Origin of the sequence: Streptomyces sp. SID14515, from assembly GCF_010548505.1 — a bacterium.
Classification (GTDB): Bacteria; Actinomycetota; Actinomycetes; order Streptomycetales; family Streptomycetaceae; genus Streptomyces; species Streptomyces caviscabies.
The window spans coordinates 105,163-122,749 of record NZ_JAAGMH010000040.1; the positions used below are offsets into that span (position 1 = coordinate 105,163).

Genomic DNA, 17,587 nt, shown 5'->3' on the forward strand with positions numbered 1-17,587 from the left:
CAGAGCTGGCTGGCATCGCGCAACGGATGGGGAGGCAGGAACGACGGTGGCGGAACGTAGCACGGCCGCCGTCGACGTGGCCGACAACGGCGGCGACGAGCCGCTGACCGCCAAGGCGGACGAGGCCACGACCGACGGGACGGCGCAAGCCGAGGACACCAAGGGCGCGAGCTCCAAGGACACCGAGAACACGGGCGGTGGGCGGGAGCGTTCCGAGGCCGTTCCGGCATCGCCCGACCTGCACAGCGGTCACAAACTCGCCGGGCGCTACCGCCTGGAGGAGTGCGTCACCCGTCTGGACGGGTTCAGCAGCTGGCGCGCGGTCGACGAGAAGCTCCGCCGGGCGGTGGGCGTCCATCTGCTGCCCGCGGACCACCCGCGGGCCCGCTCGGTGCTGGCCGCCGCCCGCTCCTCGGCCCTGCTCGGCGACCCCCGCTTCGTCCAGGTCCTGGACGCCGTCGAGGAGAACGACCTCGTCTACGTGGTCCACGAATGGCTGCCGGACGCCACCGAGCTCACCGCTCTGCTGGCCACCGGACCGATGGAGGCCCACGACGCCTACCAGCTCGTCAGCCAGCTCTCCCAGGCGATGGCCGCCGCCCACCGCGAAGGCCTGTCACATCTGCGCCTCACCCCCGGTGCGGTCCTGCGCAGCTCCACCGGGCAGTACCGCATCCGCGGCCTCGCCGTGAACGCCGCTCTGCGCGGCATCACCGCCGAGCGCCCCCTCCGTACGGACACCGAGGCCATCGGCGCCCTGCTGTACGCCGCGCTGACCCACCGCTGGCCGTACGGGAGCGATGCCCACGGGCTCTCCGGGCTGCCCAAGGGCATGGGACTCATCGCCCCGGACCAGGTCCGGGCCGGCGTCCACCGCGGCCTCTCCGAGCTCGCCATGCGGGCGCTCGCCAACGACGGTGCCACCGCCTCCCGGCAGGAACCGCCCTGCACCACCCCGGACGAGCTGGCCAAGGCCGTCGCGGCCATGCCGCGCATCCTTCCTCCGGAGCCCACGTTCACCGCGCCGCCGGCGTACCAGCGCACGACCTATCAGCAGGGCACGTACGGGCGCCCGTCCTCGCACCCGTCCGCGGTCACCCAGCCCGTCATGCCGGCCCCTCCGGCCCCTCTGCAGAGCCGTACCGGCCGCGTGCTCAAGTGGACCGTCTCGGCGCTCCTCATCGCCGCGCTGGGCCTCGGCAGCTGGCAGCTCGCGGAAGCGCTGCTCGACCGGACCAAGGGCTCCGACGACACCGGCGTCTCCGAGCCGAACGAGGACGACAAGAACAAGGACGACAAGCCCGCGCCGTCCGCCGAACCCCTGGACATCGCGGAAGCCACGGAGTTCATGCCCGACGGCTCCGGCATCAAGCAGCGGGATGTGCCGAACACCATCGACGGAGATCCCGGAACCGCCTGGGTCACCCCGCGGTACGAGACCTTCGCCAACTTCGGCAACCTCCCCCAGCGCAAGCAGGGCAGCGGAATCATCGTCGACCTCGGCAAGGTGCGGGACGTCTCCGGCGTCGACGTGTCCATGTACCGGAAGGGCCAGACGACGACCGTGCTCGCCGCGCCCCCGGATGCCTCGTCCCCGTCCACGACGGCCGACTTCGACCAGCCGATCGTCAAGCAGACCGTCGCGGGCTCGAAGCTGGAAGAGAAGCTCGACAAGCCCGTCCGCACCCGCTACGTCCTGATCCACGTCACGGAGCTCCCGTCGGACGGAACGGGCGGCTACCGGGGCGGCATCAGCGAGATCTCGGTCCTCGGCTGATCCACCACCCCGATACTGTGGGGCGGACCGTTCGCCCACCGAGCGCCCGCGACGCACAGGGTTGCGGCCGTCACACCCGTGACGGCAGGCTTCTCCCCGTCGCACCGCTTCGCCGGGCGCGGCCCGTATACGACATCGGATCCGGTTCGGAGGGGGAGCACGGTGGATTCCGTTCCACCCGAGGCGCCGAGCGACTCGGAGCTGCTCGCCCAGCATGTGGCGGGCGACCCCGACGCCTTCGGTGAACTCGTACGCCGCCACCGCGACCGGCTCTGGGCTGTCGCACTGCGCACCCTGGGGGACAGGGAGGAGGCGGCCGACGCCGTGCAGGACGCCCTGATCTCCGCCTTCCGTGCCGCCCACACCTTCCGCGGCCAGTCCGCCGTCACCACCTGGCTGCACCGGATCACCGTCAACGCCTGCCTCGACCGGGTCCGCAAGGCCGCCTCCCGCAAGACGTCACCGGTGGACGACGCCGAACGCCTCGACCAGCTCCTGGAACCCCACGAATCGGCCGAGGCCCCCGCCGTGCGGCAGGACCTCCACCGCCAGCTCCAGGAAGCCCTGGCCACCCTGCCCGCCGAGCAGCGGGCAGCCCTCGTCCTCGTCGACATGCAGGGCTACCCCGTCGCGGAGGCGGCCAGCATCCTGGAGGTACCGACCGGCACCGTGAAGAGCCGGTGCGCCCGGGGCCGGGCGAGACTGGCCCCTCTGGTCCGCCATCTGCGCGCGGGAACCGGGGGGCAGACCCCCGACGGGGACAAGGACGCCACCGGAAGGAACCGGACGCCCGGAGCATCCGTCCCATCTGCGTCAGGCCCGAGAGACGCAGGAGCAAGCGATCCTGCCGCTACGAAGGGAGGAGGTGGGCGCCCGTGACATCCACGGCCGACACGGCTCAGCACCCGGAGGTCTCCGAGATCTCCGATCTCACCGAGGGGCTGCTCTCCCCTTCCCGTACGGCGGAAGTCCAGCAGCACATCGCGGGCTGCGAGCTCTGCTCGGAGGTACAGGACTCCCTGGAGGAGATCCGCGGGCTGCTCGGAACGATGCCCGCCCCCGAGCCGATGCCCGACGACATCGCCGCCCGCATCGACACGGCCCTCGCGGCGGAGGCCCGCTCCACCGCTCCCGCCGTGGACGAGCCGGTCGTTGTTTCACGTGAAACAACGACCGCCGAAGACACCACACGCGACACCGCGACGCCCGGGCCCGCTTCCGTGGGCGCCGGCGGCACCGCCCCGGACCGCCCCGCAGGCCGGTCCTCGGCTGCCACCGGACCGGGTCGCCGTCCAGCCCGCCGCCGTCGGCGCGCCGTGGTCCTCGGCACCGCGTTCGGTGCGGCGGTCATCGGGATGAGCGTCTTCCTCCTCCAGTCCGTCGCCCCCTCCGGCGATGCCGCCAAGACCTCGGCCGACAGCGGAGTCAGCGCCGCGGACGGTCGCGCACGCACCTACGACGACGGCACGCTCGAAGCCCAGGTGCAGGATCTCCTCGGCGACGAGGCGAGCGCGGAGAGCCCCGGCGTGAAGAAGGTGCCGCCGGGTGCGGACACCAAGTCGACGAGCGAGGCCCTCACCCCCGACACCGAGGCCTCCAACAGCCCCTTCAAGGCCCCTGCCGTCACTGTTCCCCCGTGTGTGCAGCAGGCCACCGGCCGCACCACGCCGGCCCTCGCCCTGGACGAGGGGACGTACAAGGGGGCGGACACCTATCTCGTCGTCCTCCCGCACACGAGCGACCCCTCGCGCGTACAGGCCTACCTCGTGGCCGCCGCCTGCGTGGACGCCGCCCCGGAGTCCACCGGGCAGCTGCTGCTCACCCGCGCCTACAAACGCCCCTGAAGACCGCCCGCGGCCGCCGCGGCACGTTCGGGAATGCAACAGCCGTAGGATCCGTTGGGTGGGGTGAGAGTCGTTGACCGACCCCGTAGGCAGTTAGGCAGTCTGCAGAAACGAGGAAGAAACCCGTGAGCGACGTCCGTAATGTGATCATCATCGGCTCCGGACCGGCCGGGTACACCGCCGCGCTGTACACCGCCCGCGCCTCGCTGAACCCGTTGGTCTTCGAGGGCGCCGTCACGGCCGGCGGTGCGCTGATGAACACCACCGACGTGGAGAACTTCCCCGGCTTCCAGGACGGCATCATGGGCCCCGAGCTCATGGACAACATGCGGGCCCAGGCCGAGCGCTTCGGCGCCGAGCTGATCCCCGACGACGTGATCGCGGTCGACCTCACCGGTGACATCAAGACCGTCACCGACACCGCGGGCACCGTCCACCGCGCCAAGTCCGTCATCGTCACGACCGGCTCCCAGCACCGCAAGCTCGGACTGCCCAACGAGGACGCCCTCTCCGGACGCGGCGTCTCCTGGTGCGCCACCTGCGACGGCTTCTTCTTCAAGGACCACGACATCGCCGTGATCGGTGGTGGCGACACCGCGATGGAGGAGGCGACCTTCCTCTCCCGCTTCGCCAAGTCCGTCACCATCGTCCACCGCCGTGACACCCTGCGTGCCTCCAAGGCCATGCAGGACCGCGCCTTCGCCGACCCGAAGATCAAGTTCGCCTGGGACAGCGAGGTCGCCGAGGTCAAGGGCGACCAGAAGCTCTCCGGTCTGACCCTGCGCAACACCAAGACCGGCGAGACGTCCGAGCTCCCCGTGACCGGGCTGTTCATCGCCGTCGGCCACGACCCGCGCACCGAGCTCTTCAAGGGCCAGCTGGAGCTCGACGACGAGGGCTACCTGAAGGTCGAGGCGCCCTCGACGCGAACCAACCTGGCCGGCGTGTTCGGCGCCGGAGACGTGGTCGACCACACCTACCGTCAGGCCATCACGGCAGCGGGCACCGGCTGCTCCGCCGCCCTGGACGCCGAGCGCTTCCTCGCGGCCCTGGCCGACGCCGAGCCCGCCGAGCCGGAGAAGACCCCGGCCGTCTGAACCTCCGCACCACACCCCACCACCCCGAGAGACTAAGGAGGCCGCCGTGGCCGGCGACCTGAAGCACGTTACGGATGACACCTTCGACGAGGTCGTCCTCAAGAGCGACAAGCCCGTTCTGGTGGACTTCTGGGCAGCCTGGTGCGGCCCGTGCCGCCAGATCGCGCCCTCGCTGGAGGCGATCGCGGCAGAGCACGGCGACCAGATCGAGATCGTCAAGCTCAACATCGACGAGAACCCGGCCACCGCCGCCAAGTACGGCGTGATGTCCATCCCGACCCTGAACGTCTACCAGGGCGGCGAGGTCGCCAAGACCATCGTCGGCGCCAAGCCGAAGGCCGCGATCCTCCGCGACCTCGAAGGCTTCATCAGCGCCTGACCGCACAACAGCGCCTCGGCGCAATGTTTCACGTGAAACGGGCCCACCCCCTCGGGGGTGGGCCCGTTTCGCATGACGGCCGACATCGGACCGGCCTCACAACGGCCGCAACACCGGTTCCTTCTGGACCGCCCCCAGGAGCCGGTCGAGCGCCATCTCCACGTCTTCCTTCCAGGAGAGCGTCGTCCGCAGATCCAGCCTCAGCCGTGGGTACACGGGGTGCGGCCGCACGGTCTTGAAGCCGACCGCCAGCAGATGATCCGCGGGAAGTACGCATGTGGCCTGCTCGGAGCGCGCGTCTCCGAACGCCTCGATCGCCTTGAAGCCCCGGCGCAGCACGTCCTTGGCCACCGTCTGCACCATGACACGGCCCAGCCCCTGGCCCTGGTACTCGGGAATGATCAGCCCGGTGATGAGCTGGACGGCATCCGGGGAGACCGGACTGGTCGGGAAAGCGGTCGAGCGGGGGACGTACGCCGACGGGGCATAGAGCACGAAGCCGACCGGCACGTCGTCCACATAGACCACCCGGCCGCAGGAGCCCCACTCCAGCAGAACCGCGGAGATCCAGGCTTCCTTCTCCAGCTCCGGCTTGCCCGCCTTTACCGCGGCTTCCCCACTGACCGGGTCAAGCTCCCAGAAGACACACGAGCGGCAACGCTCGGGGAGATCCGGAAGGTTGTCCAGGGTGAGTGGTACGAGCCGACGCCCCATGACGGCGATCCCTCATTTCCTTCGCCCGCCGCATCACGTGCGGCTGCCAGCGCGCTCCGTTCATGGAACAGACTGCCGACGAACCCCCCGACGGCGCCCAGGCCCAGCCCGACCGTGACGAGCCGACTGCGGCTCACTCTTCGCAAGGCCTCCGCCCTCCTCTGAGGTAGATCCCCGTGGATGCGCCGTCCCAGAACGCATCGTATCCACCCAGAGGTGATGCGGACACCGAGAGAGAGCAAAGGGCGGGCCGTGTTCCGATGCCTACCGGAACACGGCCCGCCCTTCCGCGGGTCCCGCCGCTCAGCCCTCGTCGTCCTCCTCGGACGTCTCGGCGAGCCGACGCTCCAGCACCCGGCCCTCGCCCGGGGCGAGGCTGCCGAGGATCCGGTCCAGGTCCTCCATCGAGGCGAACTCGACGACGATCTTGCCCTTCTTCTGTCCCAGGTCGACCTTCACCCGGGTCTCGAAGCGGTCCGACAGACGCGTCGCCAGGTCCGTCAGTGCGGGGGACAGACGGCCGCCGGCCCTCGGCCCCTTGGGCTTCGGAGAGCTCGTGGGGCGCGAGCCCATCAGCGTCACGATCTCCTCGACCGCACGCACCGAAAGCCCCTCGGCCACGATGCGGTGGGCCAGCCGGTCCTGCTCCTCGGAGTCGTCCACGGACAGCAGGGCGCGCGCGTGGCCGGCCGAGAGCACGCCCGCGGCGACCCGGCGCTGCACCGGCGGCGAAAGCCGCAGGAGCCTCAGCGTGTTGGTCACCTGCGGACGTGAGCGGCCGATCCGGTCGGCCAGCTGGTCATGGGTGCACTTGAAGTCCTTGAGCAGCTGGTCGTACGCAGCCGCCTCTTCCAGCGGGTTCAGCTGAGCCCGGTGGAGGTTCTCCAGCAGCGCGTCCAGCAGCAGCTTCTCGTCGTCCGTGGCGCGGACGATCGTGGGAATCCGCTCCAGGCCCGCTTCACGGCAGGCCCGCCACCGACGCTCACCCATGATGAGCTCGTAGTTGTCCGGGCCCACCTTCCGGACGACGACCGGCTGGAGAAGGCCGACTTCCTTGATGGAGACGACCAGCTCGGCCAGCGCGTCCTCGTCGAAGACCTCACGGGGCTGGCGCGGGTTCGGGGTGATCTCCCCGATCGGCAGCTCGGCGAAGTACGCGCCGGACGTCCCGGCCTCCTGCTCGGACCGGTCCTCCGGGGCGGACGCCGGCTCAGGCACCACCGGTACGGACGGCAGCGCGGTCACCTTCGCCGCGGCCACCCCGCGCTCCGCCGTCAGCACCGGACCCGCACCGGGCGAGGCCGGGCCGCCTCCGGGCGCCGACACCTGCTTCTCCTGGGGAGCGGCGGGGATCAGCGCACCGAGTCCACGCCCCAGCCCTCTACGACGCTCACTCACTGAATGCCCTCCGAAACGTTCTGCTGGCTGTTCTGACTGCTCGTGTGGGCGTGCTGAGCCTCGTAGTGCACTCCGACGCCCCGCAGGGCGATCTCCCGGGCGGCTTCGAGGTACGAGAGCGAACCGCTGGATCCCGGGTCGTAGGTCAGCACGGTCTGCCCGTAGCTCGGCGCCTCCGAGATGCGCACCGACCGCGGGATGCTCGTCCGCAGCACTTCCTTGCCGAAGTGGGTACGGACCTCCTCGGCGACCTGGGAGGCGAGCCTCGTCCGGCCGTCGTACATCGTCAACAGGATCGTCGAGACATGCAGATCCGGGTTCAGATGGCCCCGCACCAGATCGACGTTGCGCAGGAGCTGACCCAGGCCTTCCAGCGCGTAGTACTCGCACTGAATGGGGATCAGCACCTCGGCCCCGGCCACCAGCGCGTTCACCGTCAGCAGGCCGAGCGAGGGCGGGCAGTCGATGAGGATGTAGTCCAGCGGCTGCTCGTACGCCTGGATGGCCCGCTGGAGGCGGCTCTCCCGTGCCACCAGCGAGACCAGCTCGATCTCCGCACCGGCGAGATCGATGGTGGCGGGCGCGCAGAAGAGACCCTCGACGTCCGGTACGGGCTGGACCACCTCGGAGAGCGGGCGGCTCTCCACCAGGACGTCGTAGATCGAGGGAACATCGGCATGGTGATCGATGCCCAGAGCCGTGGAAGCGTTGCCCTGCGGGTCGAGGTCGACCACCAGAACGCGCGCACCGTGCAGGGCCAGGGAAGCGGCAAGGTTGACCGTCGTGGTCGTCTTGCCGACCCCGCCCTTCTGGTTGGCCACCACCATGACGCGGGTGCGGTCAGGACGGGGCAGCCCTTCGCCGGCGCGGCCGAGGGCCTCGACCGCCAGCTGAGCGGCACGGCCGATGGGTGTGTCGTCCATCGGCGGCGGTGTTTCACGTGAAACACCCTCACCCACGGACTCGGTTCGGGGACCGGGGACCGGGTCGGTCATCGGTCCCGCGATGTTGGCGTCGGACCGCAAGGATTCACTCTCCTCGACTTCAGGCTCGCAATGAACAGAGCCTGCCATGCTTTCGGGGTCGTGAACCAGCGAGGCCCGCTGTTCTGTGGATGAATCCGTGCGTGTGGACAACTCGGCAACCCGTCCGGGCTTGCGGTCGCGCGGCGTGGCAGCCGCACGACCGCGGCCGATGATTCCCTGCAGCAGAGAGCGACGTTTCACGTGAAACACGATGCCCCTGCCGAGCAACTACCAGGCCACGACACTCCGCACAGGGTACGTATCGCTACTTTCCGGTAGCACCACCGGTAAGCGGCACAAGAAGCACCAGACTCCGCATACCGGCCGACCGCCCGGAGCTCTCGACCGGGCGGCGATGCCGTTCCACGACGCCTCTCAGCGACGCCTGCGCGTGCGCCCCGTGCGCGCGGCCTTGGCCCTCTTTGCGGCGAACCTCACACCGCCCGGGCTCTCGCCCACCACGACACGGACCACGGTGGAGAGCGGATCGACCACGCCTTCGCCGACCTGGAGCACCTCGGTCTCCAGCACACCGAGCTTGCTGAGCGCGGCCCTGGCGCCGTTGAGCTCCTCCTCCGCGGTGTCGCCCTTGAGCGCGAGCATCTCCCCGTACGGCTTCAGCAGGGGCACACCCCAGCCCGCCAGCCGGTCCAGCGGCGCCACCGCACGGGCGGTCACCACCTGGACGGGCTGAAGCGTCCCGAGAACCTCCTCGGCCCGGCCGCGCACGACCGTCACATGGTCCAGGCCCAGCAGATCGACGACCTCCTGGAGGAAGTTCGTCCGCCTCAGCAGCGGCTCCAGCAGGGTGATCTTGAGATCGGGGCGCACCAGCGCCAGCGGGATGCCGGGCAGGCCGGCGCCCGAGCCCACATCGCAGACGGTGACGCCTTCGGGCACGACCTCGGAGAGCACCGCGCAGTTCAGCAGGTGCCGCTCCCACAGCCGGGGGACTTCGCGCGGCCCGATCAGGCCTCGCTTGACCCCGGCGTCCGCCAGAAGCTCCGCGTACCGGACAGCCTCCGGGAAGAGCTCTCCGAACACCGCCTGCGCCTCCGCAGGTGCCTGGGGGAGCTCTGCTGCCTCCGTCACGGGGACCGTCCTTCCATACCGCACTAGCGCACTGTGGGTGGCTGACTATCAGGCTGACAAAGATCGGCCCCGCCTGCGAACAGACGGGGCCGACAGTACAAGGATCCGGTCAGGCCGGGAGAACGACGACGAAGCGCTGCGGCTCCTCGCCCTCCGACTCGCTCCGGAGACCGGCCGCGGCGATCGCGTCGTGCACGACCTTGCGCTCGAACGGGGTCATCGGCTCCAGCTTCACCGGCTCGCCCGAGCTCTTGACCTCGTCCGCGGCCTTGGCACCCAGCGCCGCGAGGGTCTCGCGCTTCTTGGCCCGGAAACCGCCGATGTCCAGCATCAGACGGCTGCGGTCACCGGTCTCCCGGTGGACGGCCAGCCGCGTCAGCTCCTGGAGTGCCTCCAGGACCTCACCGTCGCGGCCCACGAGCTTCTGGAGGTCGCGTGCCGATTCGCTGATGATCGACACCGCGGCCCGGTCCGCCTCGACGTCCATGTCGATGTCGCCGTCGAGGTCGGCGATGTCGAGCAGTCCCTCAAGGTAGTCGGCCGCGATCTCGCCCTCCTGCTCCAGGCGGGTCAGGGTGTCGCTGCCGGCCTCAGCGGCGGCCGTGGAAGTGGTGCCTTCCGTCACGGATGGACTCCTTCTTACTTCTTGGACGGGTGCTTGGGCCGCTGCGGGCCCTTGCGCTGTCCGGACTTGGCTTGGCGTGAGGAGCCGGAGGCGGGCTTGCCCGCCGACTTCGGCTTGTCGTCCTGCGGTGCGTCCTGCTTCTCGAGCGAGGTCTTGGAACCGGCTGCCGCGGACTCCGCGTCCTTGGCTCCCGCAGTCGTGTGGCCGGTCGTCTGGCGCTTCGCCTTGGTCTGGCGCTTGGGCTGCTGGCGCCGGTGCGCCTGGCTGCCCTCGGCATCGGCGGTGGCGGTCTCGCTCTTCTGCACCGTGCCGTCCTCCTGGGGCGCGAGACCCAGCTTGCCGAGACCGGTGACGAACTTGCGCTCGATGTCGTTGCGGTCGGTCCCCTTGGCGACGATCGCCTTGACCATCTTGCGCCGGGTGCGGCCGCGCACTTCGCCGTGGGAGGTCACGCTCTTGAGGAGTCGCTGGAGGTAGGCGTCCTGCGCCTTGCTGCCCGGCGTCGGGTTCTGGTTGATCACGTACATCTGCTGACCCATGGTCCAGACGTTGGTGGTCAGCCAGTAGACGAGGACACCGACGGGGAAGTTGATGCCCATCACGGCGAAGATGACCGGGAAGATGTACATCAGCATCTTCTGCTGCTGCATGTACGGGGTCTTCACCGTCAGATCGACGTTCTTCGTCATCAGCTGGCGCTGGGTGAAGAACTGCGAGGCCGACATCAGCACGATCATGATCGCGGTGACGATCCGGACGTCCGTGAGGGACGCGTCGAGCGAGGTGACCTTCTCGACGCTGTCCGTGAACTTCGCGGCCAGCGGGGCGCCGAAGATGTGCGCCTGACGGGCGCTGTCCAGCAGGTCCTGGTTGATCGCGCCGATCTTCTTGCCCGAGGCGATGGAAGACAGCACGTGGTACAGGGCGAAGAAGAACGGCGACTGCGCCAGGATGGGAAGACACGAGGAGAGCGGGTTGGTGCCCGTCTCCTTGTACAGCTTCATCATCTCTTCGGACTGACGCTGCTTGTCGTTCTTGTAGCGCTCCTGGATCGCCTTCATCTTCGGCTGGAGCACCTGCATGTTGCGGGTCGACTTGATCTGCTTCACGAAGAGCGGGATCAGGCAGATCCGGATCAGCACCACCAGGGACACGATCGACAGACCCCAGGCCCAGCCGGAGTCGTCACCGAAGAGCGCCCCATAGACCTTGTGGAACTGAACGATGACCCATGAGACAGGTGTGGTGATAAAGCTGAACAGACTGGCAATCGTGTCCACTAATCAGGCTCCTTGAGCATTGGGCGAGGTCTCTGCGGCCGGGCTCGGAGGTTCGGAGACCGACCCCCCGGACGGCACATCAGCGGCGGACTCCCCGCCCTTTTCGCCGCGCAGGGCATTGCGCAGCAGCTCGTGCCACCGCGGACGCTTGCGTGGCGGAACATGATCCACGCCGCCGGGTGACCACGGATTGCACCGCAGGATGCGCCAGGCTGTCAGCGCTGTTCCCTTGATGGCACCGTGCCTGTCGATCGACGTATATCCATAGTGGGAACACGACGGGTAATAACGGCAGACAGGCCCGAGGAGTGGACTGATCGTCCACTGGTACAGCTTGATGAGAGCAAGCAGCGGGTACTTCATCGCGCGCCCCCTCCCAGCAGCCGCTGCAGAGCGGCGTCCAGGTCTCGGGCCAGCTGTGCATGATCGGCGTCGCCCGCACCGGGCAGCGCCCGTACGACAACAAGGCTACCGGGGGGCAACTGAGCCAGCCGGTCGCGGACCAGGTGGCGAAGCTTCCGCTTCACCGCGGTACGGACGACGGCGTTCCCCACGGCCTTGCTGACAACGAAACCCGCACGCGGCGCGGGAAGAGTCTCCCCCGTCACGTGCGGGTCCGTTTCACCGCTGCGTAGATGGACGACGAGCAGCGGACGTCCGGCTCGACGTCCTCGTCGTACCGCGGTCGCGAAGTCCTCGCGCCGCCTCAGCCGATTCTCGGTAGGCAGCACGTCATGGACCTGTAAGCGATCAGGCGGACAGGCTGCTGCGGCCCTTGCCGCGGCGGTTCGCGAGGATCGCACGGCCGGCACGGGTACGCATGCGCAGACGGAAGCCGTGGGTCTTGGCGCGACGGCGGTTGTTCGGCTGGAAGGTGCGCTTGCTCACTCGGGGGCTCCAGAAATGATTCGTGTCTTGGCGGGACATCGCCTGGCTGTCACCGTGCGCCCACGAGGAACTCGCGTAAACGCCTTAGTGCACCGCTTCACAATCACAGATCGTGATCTTTGCCCATCGGAGGCAGGCGGCAGCAGCCATCGACAACTCGACCTGGTCACGGTACGCGCGGCTACGCCATCCGGTCAAACCGGCTTCGCGTGACCCCCCATTGTGCACAGCCTGTGGACAACAACTTGAACCGCGCGGGTCGGCCTGACTACCGTGGCTGAACTCCGGTTCTTTTCCTTCCCGACTGCCGGGCCTCACCCGACCCGACCCATCCCGTCCCGAGAACCACACATTCGTGGGACATGCGAGAGAGCGTGCCTTGTGGCTGACGTACCTGCCGATCTTGCCGCAGTGTGGCCGCGAGTGCTGGAACAACTCCTCGGGGAGGGCCAGCAGGGCATCGAGCCGAAGGACAAGCAGTGGATCGAGCGCTGCCAGCCGCTGGCACTCGTCGCCGACACCGCACTGCTGGCCGTTCCCAATGAATGGGGCAAGCACGTCCTGGAGGGCCGGCTCGCGCCGCTCCTCAGCGAGACGCTGACCCGCGAGTGCGGCCGCCCCATCCGGATCGCCATCACCGTCGACGACTCGGCGGGCGAGCAGCCCGCTCCGCCGGCGCCTCCGATGCACCAGTCGCACCAGAGCCAGCAGGGCCACCGCTACCCGTCGCAGCCGCGTGAGGACGCCCAGCGCAACGACGGGTACGACGGATACGGTCACCGGCCCTCCGACGACGGGATGCCGACGGCCCGGCCCGCCTACCCGGACTACCAGCAGCAGCGCCCGGAGCCCGGCGCCTGGCCGCGTACCCAGGAGGACCTCTCCTGGCAGCAGCCGCGGCACGGCGGGTACCAGGACCGCGAGCAGCCGTCCGGCGAGCCGTACCGCGAGAGCGAGGCGTACCGGGAGCGGGAGAACGAGCAGTACCGCGAGAACGAGCAGTACCGGGAGCAGCCCTCCGAGCAGTGGCGCGAGCCGTACGGCACCGGGCGCCCCCAGCAGCCGAGCCACGACTACCGCTCGCAGCCGCCCGAGCACCAGGGGTACGAGCAGCAGCGTCCCGACCGGCAGGACCAGCAGCCGCAGCACCGCCAGGGCGGTCACGGCCCCGGCCGGACCGGCGGCTCGGTCCCCGGCCCGATGGGCGCCCAGCCGGCCCCCGCGCCGGGCCCCGGCGAACCGCATGCCCGGCTGAACCCGAAGTACCTCTTCGACACCTTCGTCATCGGGGCGTCCAACCGGTTCGCGCACGCCGCGGCCGTCGCCGTCGCCGAGGCGCCCGCGAAGGCGTACAACCCCCTCTTCATCTACGGGGAGTCGGGGCTCGGCAAGACCCACCTGCTGCACGCCATCGGGCACTACGCGCGGAGCCTCTACCCGGGGACCCGGGTGCGGTACGTGAGCTCGGAGGAGTTCACCAACGAGTTCATCAACTCGATCCGCGACGGCAAGGGCGACACCTTCCGCAAGCGGTACCGCGACGTGGACATCCTGCTGGTCGACGACATCCAGTTCCTGGCGAGCAAGGAGTCGACGCAGGAGGAGTTCTTCCACACCTTCAATACGCTGCACAACGCGAACAAGCAGATCGTGCTCTCCTCGGACCGGCCCCCCAAGCAGCTGGTGACGCTGGAGGACCGGCTGCGCAACCGCTTCGAGTGGGGCCTGACCACCGATGTCCAGCCGCCCGAGCTGGAGACCCGGATCGCGATCCTCCGCAAGAAGGCCGTGCAGGAGCAGCTCAACGCCCCTCCGGAGGTCCTGGAGTTCATCGCCTCGCGGATCTCGCGCAACATCCGTGAGCTGGAGGGCGCCCTGATCCGGGTGACGGCCTTCGCCTCCCTGAACCGGCAGCCGGTGGACCTCGGGCTGACCGAGATCGTCCTGAAGGACCTGATCCCGGGCGGCGAGGAGTCGGCCCCGGAGATCACCGCGCCGGCCATCATGGCGGCGACCGCGGACTACTTCGGCCTCACCGTGGACGACCTCTGCGGATCCTCGCGCAGCCGGGTACTGGTGACGGCGCGCCAGATCGCCATGTATCTGTGCCGCGAGCTGACCGACCTCTCGCTGCCGAAGATCGGTGCGCAGTTCGGCGGCCGCGACCATACGACGGTGATGCACGCGGACCGGAAGATCCGGGCGCTGATGGCGGAGCGGCGATCCATCTACAACCAGGTCACCGAGCTGACCAACCGCATCAAGAACGGCTGAAGCCGGACGCGAGAACGGCCGGCACCGGCTTCCGGGCTTCTCCTGGAGCGCTTCTCAGGGCGCCTGTCGCGGACTTCCACGGTCCGCGGCGGGCGCTTTTTCGCGTCCCCAGGACCTGTGAGCGGTGTTCCCGGAGCCCGTATCGGGGTTCCGGACGCCTTCGTCGAGCGCCCCGCCGGACCCGTGATGTTCGAATACGGGCTGCTCAGAGGCCCTTCTCCACAGATGTGCGGGAAATCTTCCGTCCACAGCCTGGGGACTGGGAAGTTGTCCATATTGCGTCCACAGGGAGCGCTGCCGATACTCCATCAGGCCAGGTCACATGGTTGGGGATTTGTGGTCAACCGTGATCCACAGCCTGTGGACAGAGTTTTCGTCCACAGGGGGCCGTCGATGTTGTCCACCGGCGGCCCACAGGCTGAGCCCTGTTGTCCCCAGCTTCTCCCGGCTTCTCCACACCCCTGTCCACTGTTCGGCAACGCAACACACGCTCTCACCGCCCGGAGTGAAAGGCGTCACACCAAGGTGGTCGGTTGGGCTGTGGGGAACGTGGGTAAAGCTGGGGACAGGCCTGGGGAGAAGTGGCCCCCTCCTGTGCATCGGGTGTGCAGAACTTTCGCCCGTCCACAGAAAGCCCCGGTTGTCCACGGGCGCCACCCACAGGACCGGTGGACAAAAAACAGTCGCTGACCTGCGCAAACGACGTTATCCACGGTATCCACAAGGCCTACTACTACTACCACCCAGAGTTAGCCAGGAATCCGCTTCGAAGTGGGGCCTGTGTACAACTCGACCGTCGACCGCCGCGAAGCTCTTGGCCCGACTTGACCCCGAGCAGCAACGACTGTCGGTGCCGTACGTCAGACTGGACCCCGGAGCCTCCCCAGCCCTCGGCAGGGAGCTCCGGTCCAGACGACGAAGGCCAGCAGGGCGAGCGAGCAACAGCAGGAGGCGGTTCCGGTGAAGATCCGGGTGGAGCGCGATGTACTCGCGGAGGCGGTGGCCTGGGTGGCCCGCAGCCTCCCGGCCCGTCCGCCGGCGCCCGTTCTCGCGGGCCTTCTGCTGAAGGCCGAGGACGGGGCTCTCAGCTTCTCCAGCTTCGACTACGAGGTATCCGCCAGGGTCTCCGTCGACGCGGAGATCGACGAGGACGGCACGGTGCTCGTCTCCGGCCGGCTGCTCGCCGACATCTGCCGCGCCCTGCCCAACCGCCCGGTGGAGATCTCCACCGACGGTGTGCGGGCCACGGTCGTCTGCGGCTCCTCCCGCTTCACCCTCCACACACTGCCTGTGGAGGAGTACCCCGCGCTGCCGCAGATGCCGACCGCCACGGGCACCGTCCCCGGTGAGGTCTTCGCCTCCGCCGCCGCGCAGGTCGCCATCGCCGCCGGCCGCGACGACACGCTGCCGGTGCTCACCGGTGTGCGGATCGAGATCGAGGGCGACACCGTCACCCTCGCCTCCACCGACCGCTACCGCTTCGCGGTCCGCGAGTTCCTGTGGAAGCCGGAGAACGCGGACGCCTCGGCGGTCGCCCTGGTGCCCGCCAAGACGCTCCTGGACACCGCCAAGGCACTCACCAGCGGCGACACGGTCACCCTGGCGCTCTCCGGCTCCGGTGCGGGCGAGGGCCTGATCGGTTTCGAGGGCGCCGGACGCCGCACGACCACGCGGCTGCTCGAAGGCGACCTGCCGAAGTACCGCACGCTCTTCCCGACCGAGTTCAACTCCGTCGCGGTGATCGAGACGGCCCCCTTCGTCGAGGCCGTCAAGCGTGTGGCCCTGGTCGCCGAGCGCAACACCCCCGTACGGCTCAGCTTCGAGCAGGGCGTGCTCATCCTGGAAGCCGGTTCCAGCGACGACGCACAGGCTGTGGAGCGCGTCGACGCGGTGCTGGAGGGCGACGACATCTCGATCGCCTTCAACCCGACGTTCCTGCTGGACGGTCTGAGCGCGATCGACTCCCCGGTCGCCCAGCTCTCGTTCACCACGTCCACCAAGCCCGCCCTGCTCAGCGGCCGCCCGGCCGTCGACGCCGAGGCGGACGACGCGTACAAGTACCTGATCATGCCGGTGCGGCTCTCCGGCTGACCCCGGCCGATCCCGGTTCCCCCGGCTGATCGGGGGACGTATCCGCGGCAGTTTCCGGCGGGCCCGCTCGGCGCGGAGCGGGCCCGCCGTGCTGTCCCCGGCCGGGCGTAGGCTCGGTCCTGGGCGCACCTGCCCCGACGCTTATCGCCACGACGCTTAAGGAATCTCTGATGGAGCTCGGTCTCGTCGGCCTCGGCAAGATGGGCGGCAACATGCGCGAGCGCATCCGCCGCGCAGGCCACACCGTCATCGGTTACGACCGCAATCCGGATGTCGCCGATGTCCACAGTCTCGAAGAGCTTGTGGGCAAGCTGAAGGGCCCGCGGGTCGTCTGGGTCATGGTCCCGGCCGGTGCCGCGACCCAGTCCACGATCGACGAGCTGGCCGCGCTGCTCTCGCCCGGCGACGTCGTCGTCGACGGTGGGAACTCGCGCTGGACCGACGACGAGAAGCACGCCGTCGAGCTGGGCATCAAGGACATCGGCTTCGTCGACTGCGGCGTCTCCGGTGGCGTCTGGGGCCTGGAGAACGGCTACGCCCTGATGTACGGCGGCACCGAGGAGAACGTGGCGAAGGTCCAGCCGATCTTCGACGCGCTGAAGCCCGAGGGCGACTTCGGCTCCGTGCACGCGGGCAAGGTCGGCGCCGGCCACTTCGCGAAGATGGTCCACAACGGCATCGAGTACGCCATGATGCAGGCCTACGCCGAGGGCTGGGAGCTGCTGGAGAAGGTCGACTCCGTCACCGATGTGCGCGAGGTCTTCCGCTCCTGGCAGGAGGGCACGGTCATCCGTTCCTGGCTGCTCGACCTCGCGGTCAACGCGCTCGACGACGACGAGCACCTGGACAAGCTCCGGGGCTTCGCCGCCGACTCGGGCGAGGGCCGCTGGACGGTGGAGGCCGCGATCGACAACGCGGTGCCGCTGCCCGCGATCACGGCGTCGCTGTTCGCGCGGTTCGCCTCGCGCCAGGACGACTCGCCGCAGATGAAGATGATCGCCGCGCTGCGCAACCAGTTCGGCGGGCACGCGGTCGAGAACAAGAAGTAGTCCCGCCGCACAACCCGCGAGAGCGGCACCAGCACCAACAGCGGAACGGAAAGG

Annotated in this window: 17 protein-coding genes; 8 read left to right on the forward strand and 9 right to left on the reverse strand. The window is 69.1% G+C overall.

Annotated features, from left to right (window positions below; all coding sequences use genetic code 11):
• Nucleotides 1-46 precede the first annotated feature (46 nt).
• The 5 genes from G3I54_RS07790 to trxA all read left to right on the forward strand — a co-directional run bounded on the left by G3I54_RS07790 (nucleotide 47) and on the right by trxA (nucleotide 5,097).
• The gene (locus G3I54_RS07790; RefSeq protein WP_164612405.1) at nucleotides 47-1,777 is read left to right on the forward strand and encodes a serine/threonine protein kinase; all 1,731 of its coding nucleotides are present in this window, start codon (nucleotides 47-49) and stop codon (nucleotides 1,775-1,777) included.
• 162 nt (nucleotides 1,778-1,939) lie between these two features.
• Nucleotides 1,940-2,656 (forward strand): RNA polymerase sigma factor SigM, encoded by a 717-nt coding sequence (gene sigM, locus G3I54_RS07795; protein ID WP_164612407.1) that lies wholly within the window; start codon nucleotides 1,940-1,942, stop codon nucleotides 2,654-2,656.
• Nucleotides 2,653-3,621, forward strand: coding sequence for a zf-HC2 domain-containing protein (locus G3I54_RS07800; protein WP_164612409.1), 969 nt, complete (start codon nucleotides 2,653-2,655; stop codon nucleotides 3,619-3,621). Before sigM ends, G3I54_RS07800 begins: the two co-directional genes overlap by 4 nt.
• A 125-nt stretch (nucleotides 3,622-3,746) precedes the next feature.
• Nucleotides 3,747-4,718: a thioredoxin-disulfide reductase gene (gene trxB / locus G3I54_RS07805; RefSeq protein ID WP_164612411.1), complete on the forward strand. Its 972-nt coding sequence runs from the start codon at nucleotides 3,747-3,749 to the stop codon at nucleotides 4,716-4,718.
• 46 nt (nucleotides 4,719-4,764) lie between these two features.
• Nucleotides 4,765-5,097, forward strand: a complete 333-nt coding sequence (trxA, locus tag G3I54_RS07810; protein WP_018957328.1) for a thioredoxin — start codon at nucleotides 4,765-4,767, stop codon at nucleotides 5,095-5,097.
• 96 nt (nucleotides 5,098-5,193) lie between these two features.
• Here trxA and G3I54_RS07815 read toward each other — a convergent pair whose 3' ends face one another.
• The 9 genes from G3I54_RS07815 to rpmH form a co-directional block, all read right to left on the reverse strand.
• The gene (locus tag G3I54_RS07815; protein WP_164612413.1) at nucleotides 5,194-5,811 is read right to left on the reverse strand and encodes a GNAT family N-acetyltransferase; all 618 of its coding nucleotides are present in this window, start codon (nucleotides 5,809-5,811) and stop codon (nucleotides 5,194-5,196) included.
• Nucleotides 5,812-6,114: 303 nt separating this feature from the next.
• Nucleotides 6,115-7,209, reverse strand: coding sequence for a ParB/RepB/Spo0J family partition protein (locus tag G3I54_RS07820; protein WP_164612415.1), 1,095 nt, complete (start codon nucleotides 7,207-7,209; stop codon nucleotides 6,115-6,117).
• Nucleotides 7,206-8,282, reverse strand: a complete 1,077-nt coding sequence (locus G3I54_RS07825) for an AAA family ATPase (protein WP_078585112.1) — start codon at nucleotides 8,280-8,282, stop codon at nucleotides 7,206-7,208. Before G3I54_RS07825 ends, G3I54_RS07820 begins: the two co-directional genes overlap by 4 nt.
• A gap of 327 nt (nucleotides 8,283-8,609) precedes the next feature.
• Complete coding sequence (gene rsmG / locus G3I54_RS07830) at nucleotides 8,610-9,326, reverse strand: 16S rRNA (guanine(527)-N(7))-methyltransferase RsmG (protein ID WP_164612417.1); 717 nt, start codon at nucleotides 9,324-9,326, stop codon at nucleotides 8,610-8,612.
• 109 nt (nucleotides 9,327-9,435) lie between these two features.
• Nucleotides 9,436-9,951, reverse strand: coding sequence for a R3H domain-containing nucleic acid-binding protein (locus tag G3I54_RS07835; RefSeq protein ID WP_164612418.1), 516 nt, complete (start codon nucleotides 9,949-9,951; stop codon nucleotides 9,436-9,438).
• 14 nt (nucleotides 9,952-9,965) lie between these two features.
• On the reverse strand, nucleotides 9,966-11,231 hold the full coding sequence (yidC, locus tag G3I54_RS07840; RefSeq protein WP_164612420.1) for a membrane protein insertase YidC: 1,266 nt from the start codon (nucleotides 11,229-11,231) through the stop codon (nucleotides 9,966-9,968).
• 3 nt (nucleotides 11,232-11,234) lie between these two features.
• Nucleotides 11,235-11,594 (reverse strand): membrane protein insertion efficiency factor YidD, encoded by a 360-nt coding sequence (gene yidD, locus G3I54_RS07845; RefSeq protein ID WP_006125986.1) that lies wholly within the window; start codon nucleotides 11,592-11,594, stop codon nucleotides 11,235-11,237.
• Nucleotides 11,591-11,962 (reverse strand): ribonuclease P protein component, encoded by a 372-nt coding sequence (gene rnpA / locus G3I54_RS07850; RefSeq protein WP_164612422.1) that lies wholly within the window; start codon nucleotides 11,960-11,962, stop codon nucleotides 11,591-11,593. Before rnpA ends, yidD begins: the two co-directional genes overlap by 4 nt.
• Before the next feature lie 19 nt (nucleotides 11,963-11,981).
• Nucleotides 11,982-12,119, reverse strand: coding sequence for a 50S ribosomal protein L34 (rpmH, locus tag G3I54_RS07855; protein ID WP_003967884.1), 138 nt, complete (start codon nucleotides 12,117-12,119; stop codon nucleotides 11,982-11,984).
• A gap of 381 nt (nucleotides 12,120-12,500) precedes the next feature.
• Between rpmH and dnaA the strand changes: the two genes are divergently transcribed.
• The 3 genes from dnaA (at nucleotide 12,501) to gnd (ending at nucleotide 17,533) form a co-directional block, all read left to right on the forward strand.
• Nucleotides 12,501-14,393 carry a chromosomal replication initiator protein DnaA gene (dnaA, locus tag G3I54_RS07860; RefSeq protein ID WP_164612424.1) on the forward strand — a complete coding sequence of 631 codons (1,893 nt, stop codon included), beginning with the start codon at nucleotides 12,501-12,503 and terminating at the stop codon, nucleotides 14,391-14,393.
• Nucleotides 14,394-15,353: 960 nt separating this feature from the next.
• A complete protein-coding gene (dnaN, locus tag G3I54_RS07865) occupies nucleotides 15,354-16,484 on the forward strand; it encodes a DNA polymerase III subunit beta (RefSeq protein ID WP_003967886.1) in 1,131 nt (376 codons plus the stop codon).
• Nucleotides 16,485-16,654: 170 nt separating this feature from the next.
• Nucleotides 16,655-17,533: a phosphogluconate dehydrogenase (NAD(+)-dependent, decarboxylating) gene (gene gnd, locus G3I54_RS07870; protein ID WP_103509458.1), complete on the forward strand. Its 879-nt coding sequence runs from the start codon at nucleotides 16,655-16,657 to the stop codon at nucleotides 17,531-17,533.
• Nucleotides 17,534-17,587 lie beyond the last annotated feature (54 nt).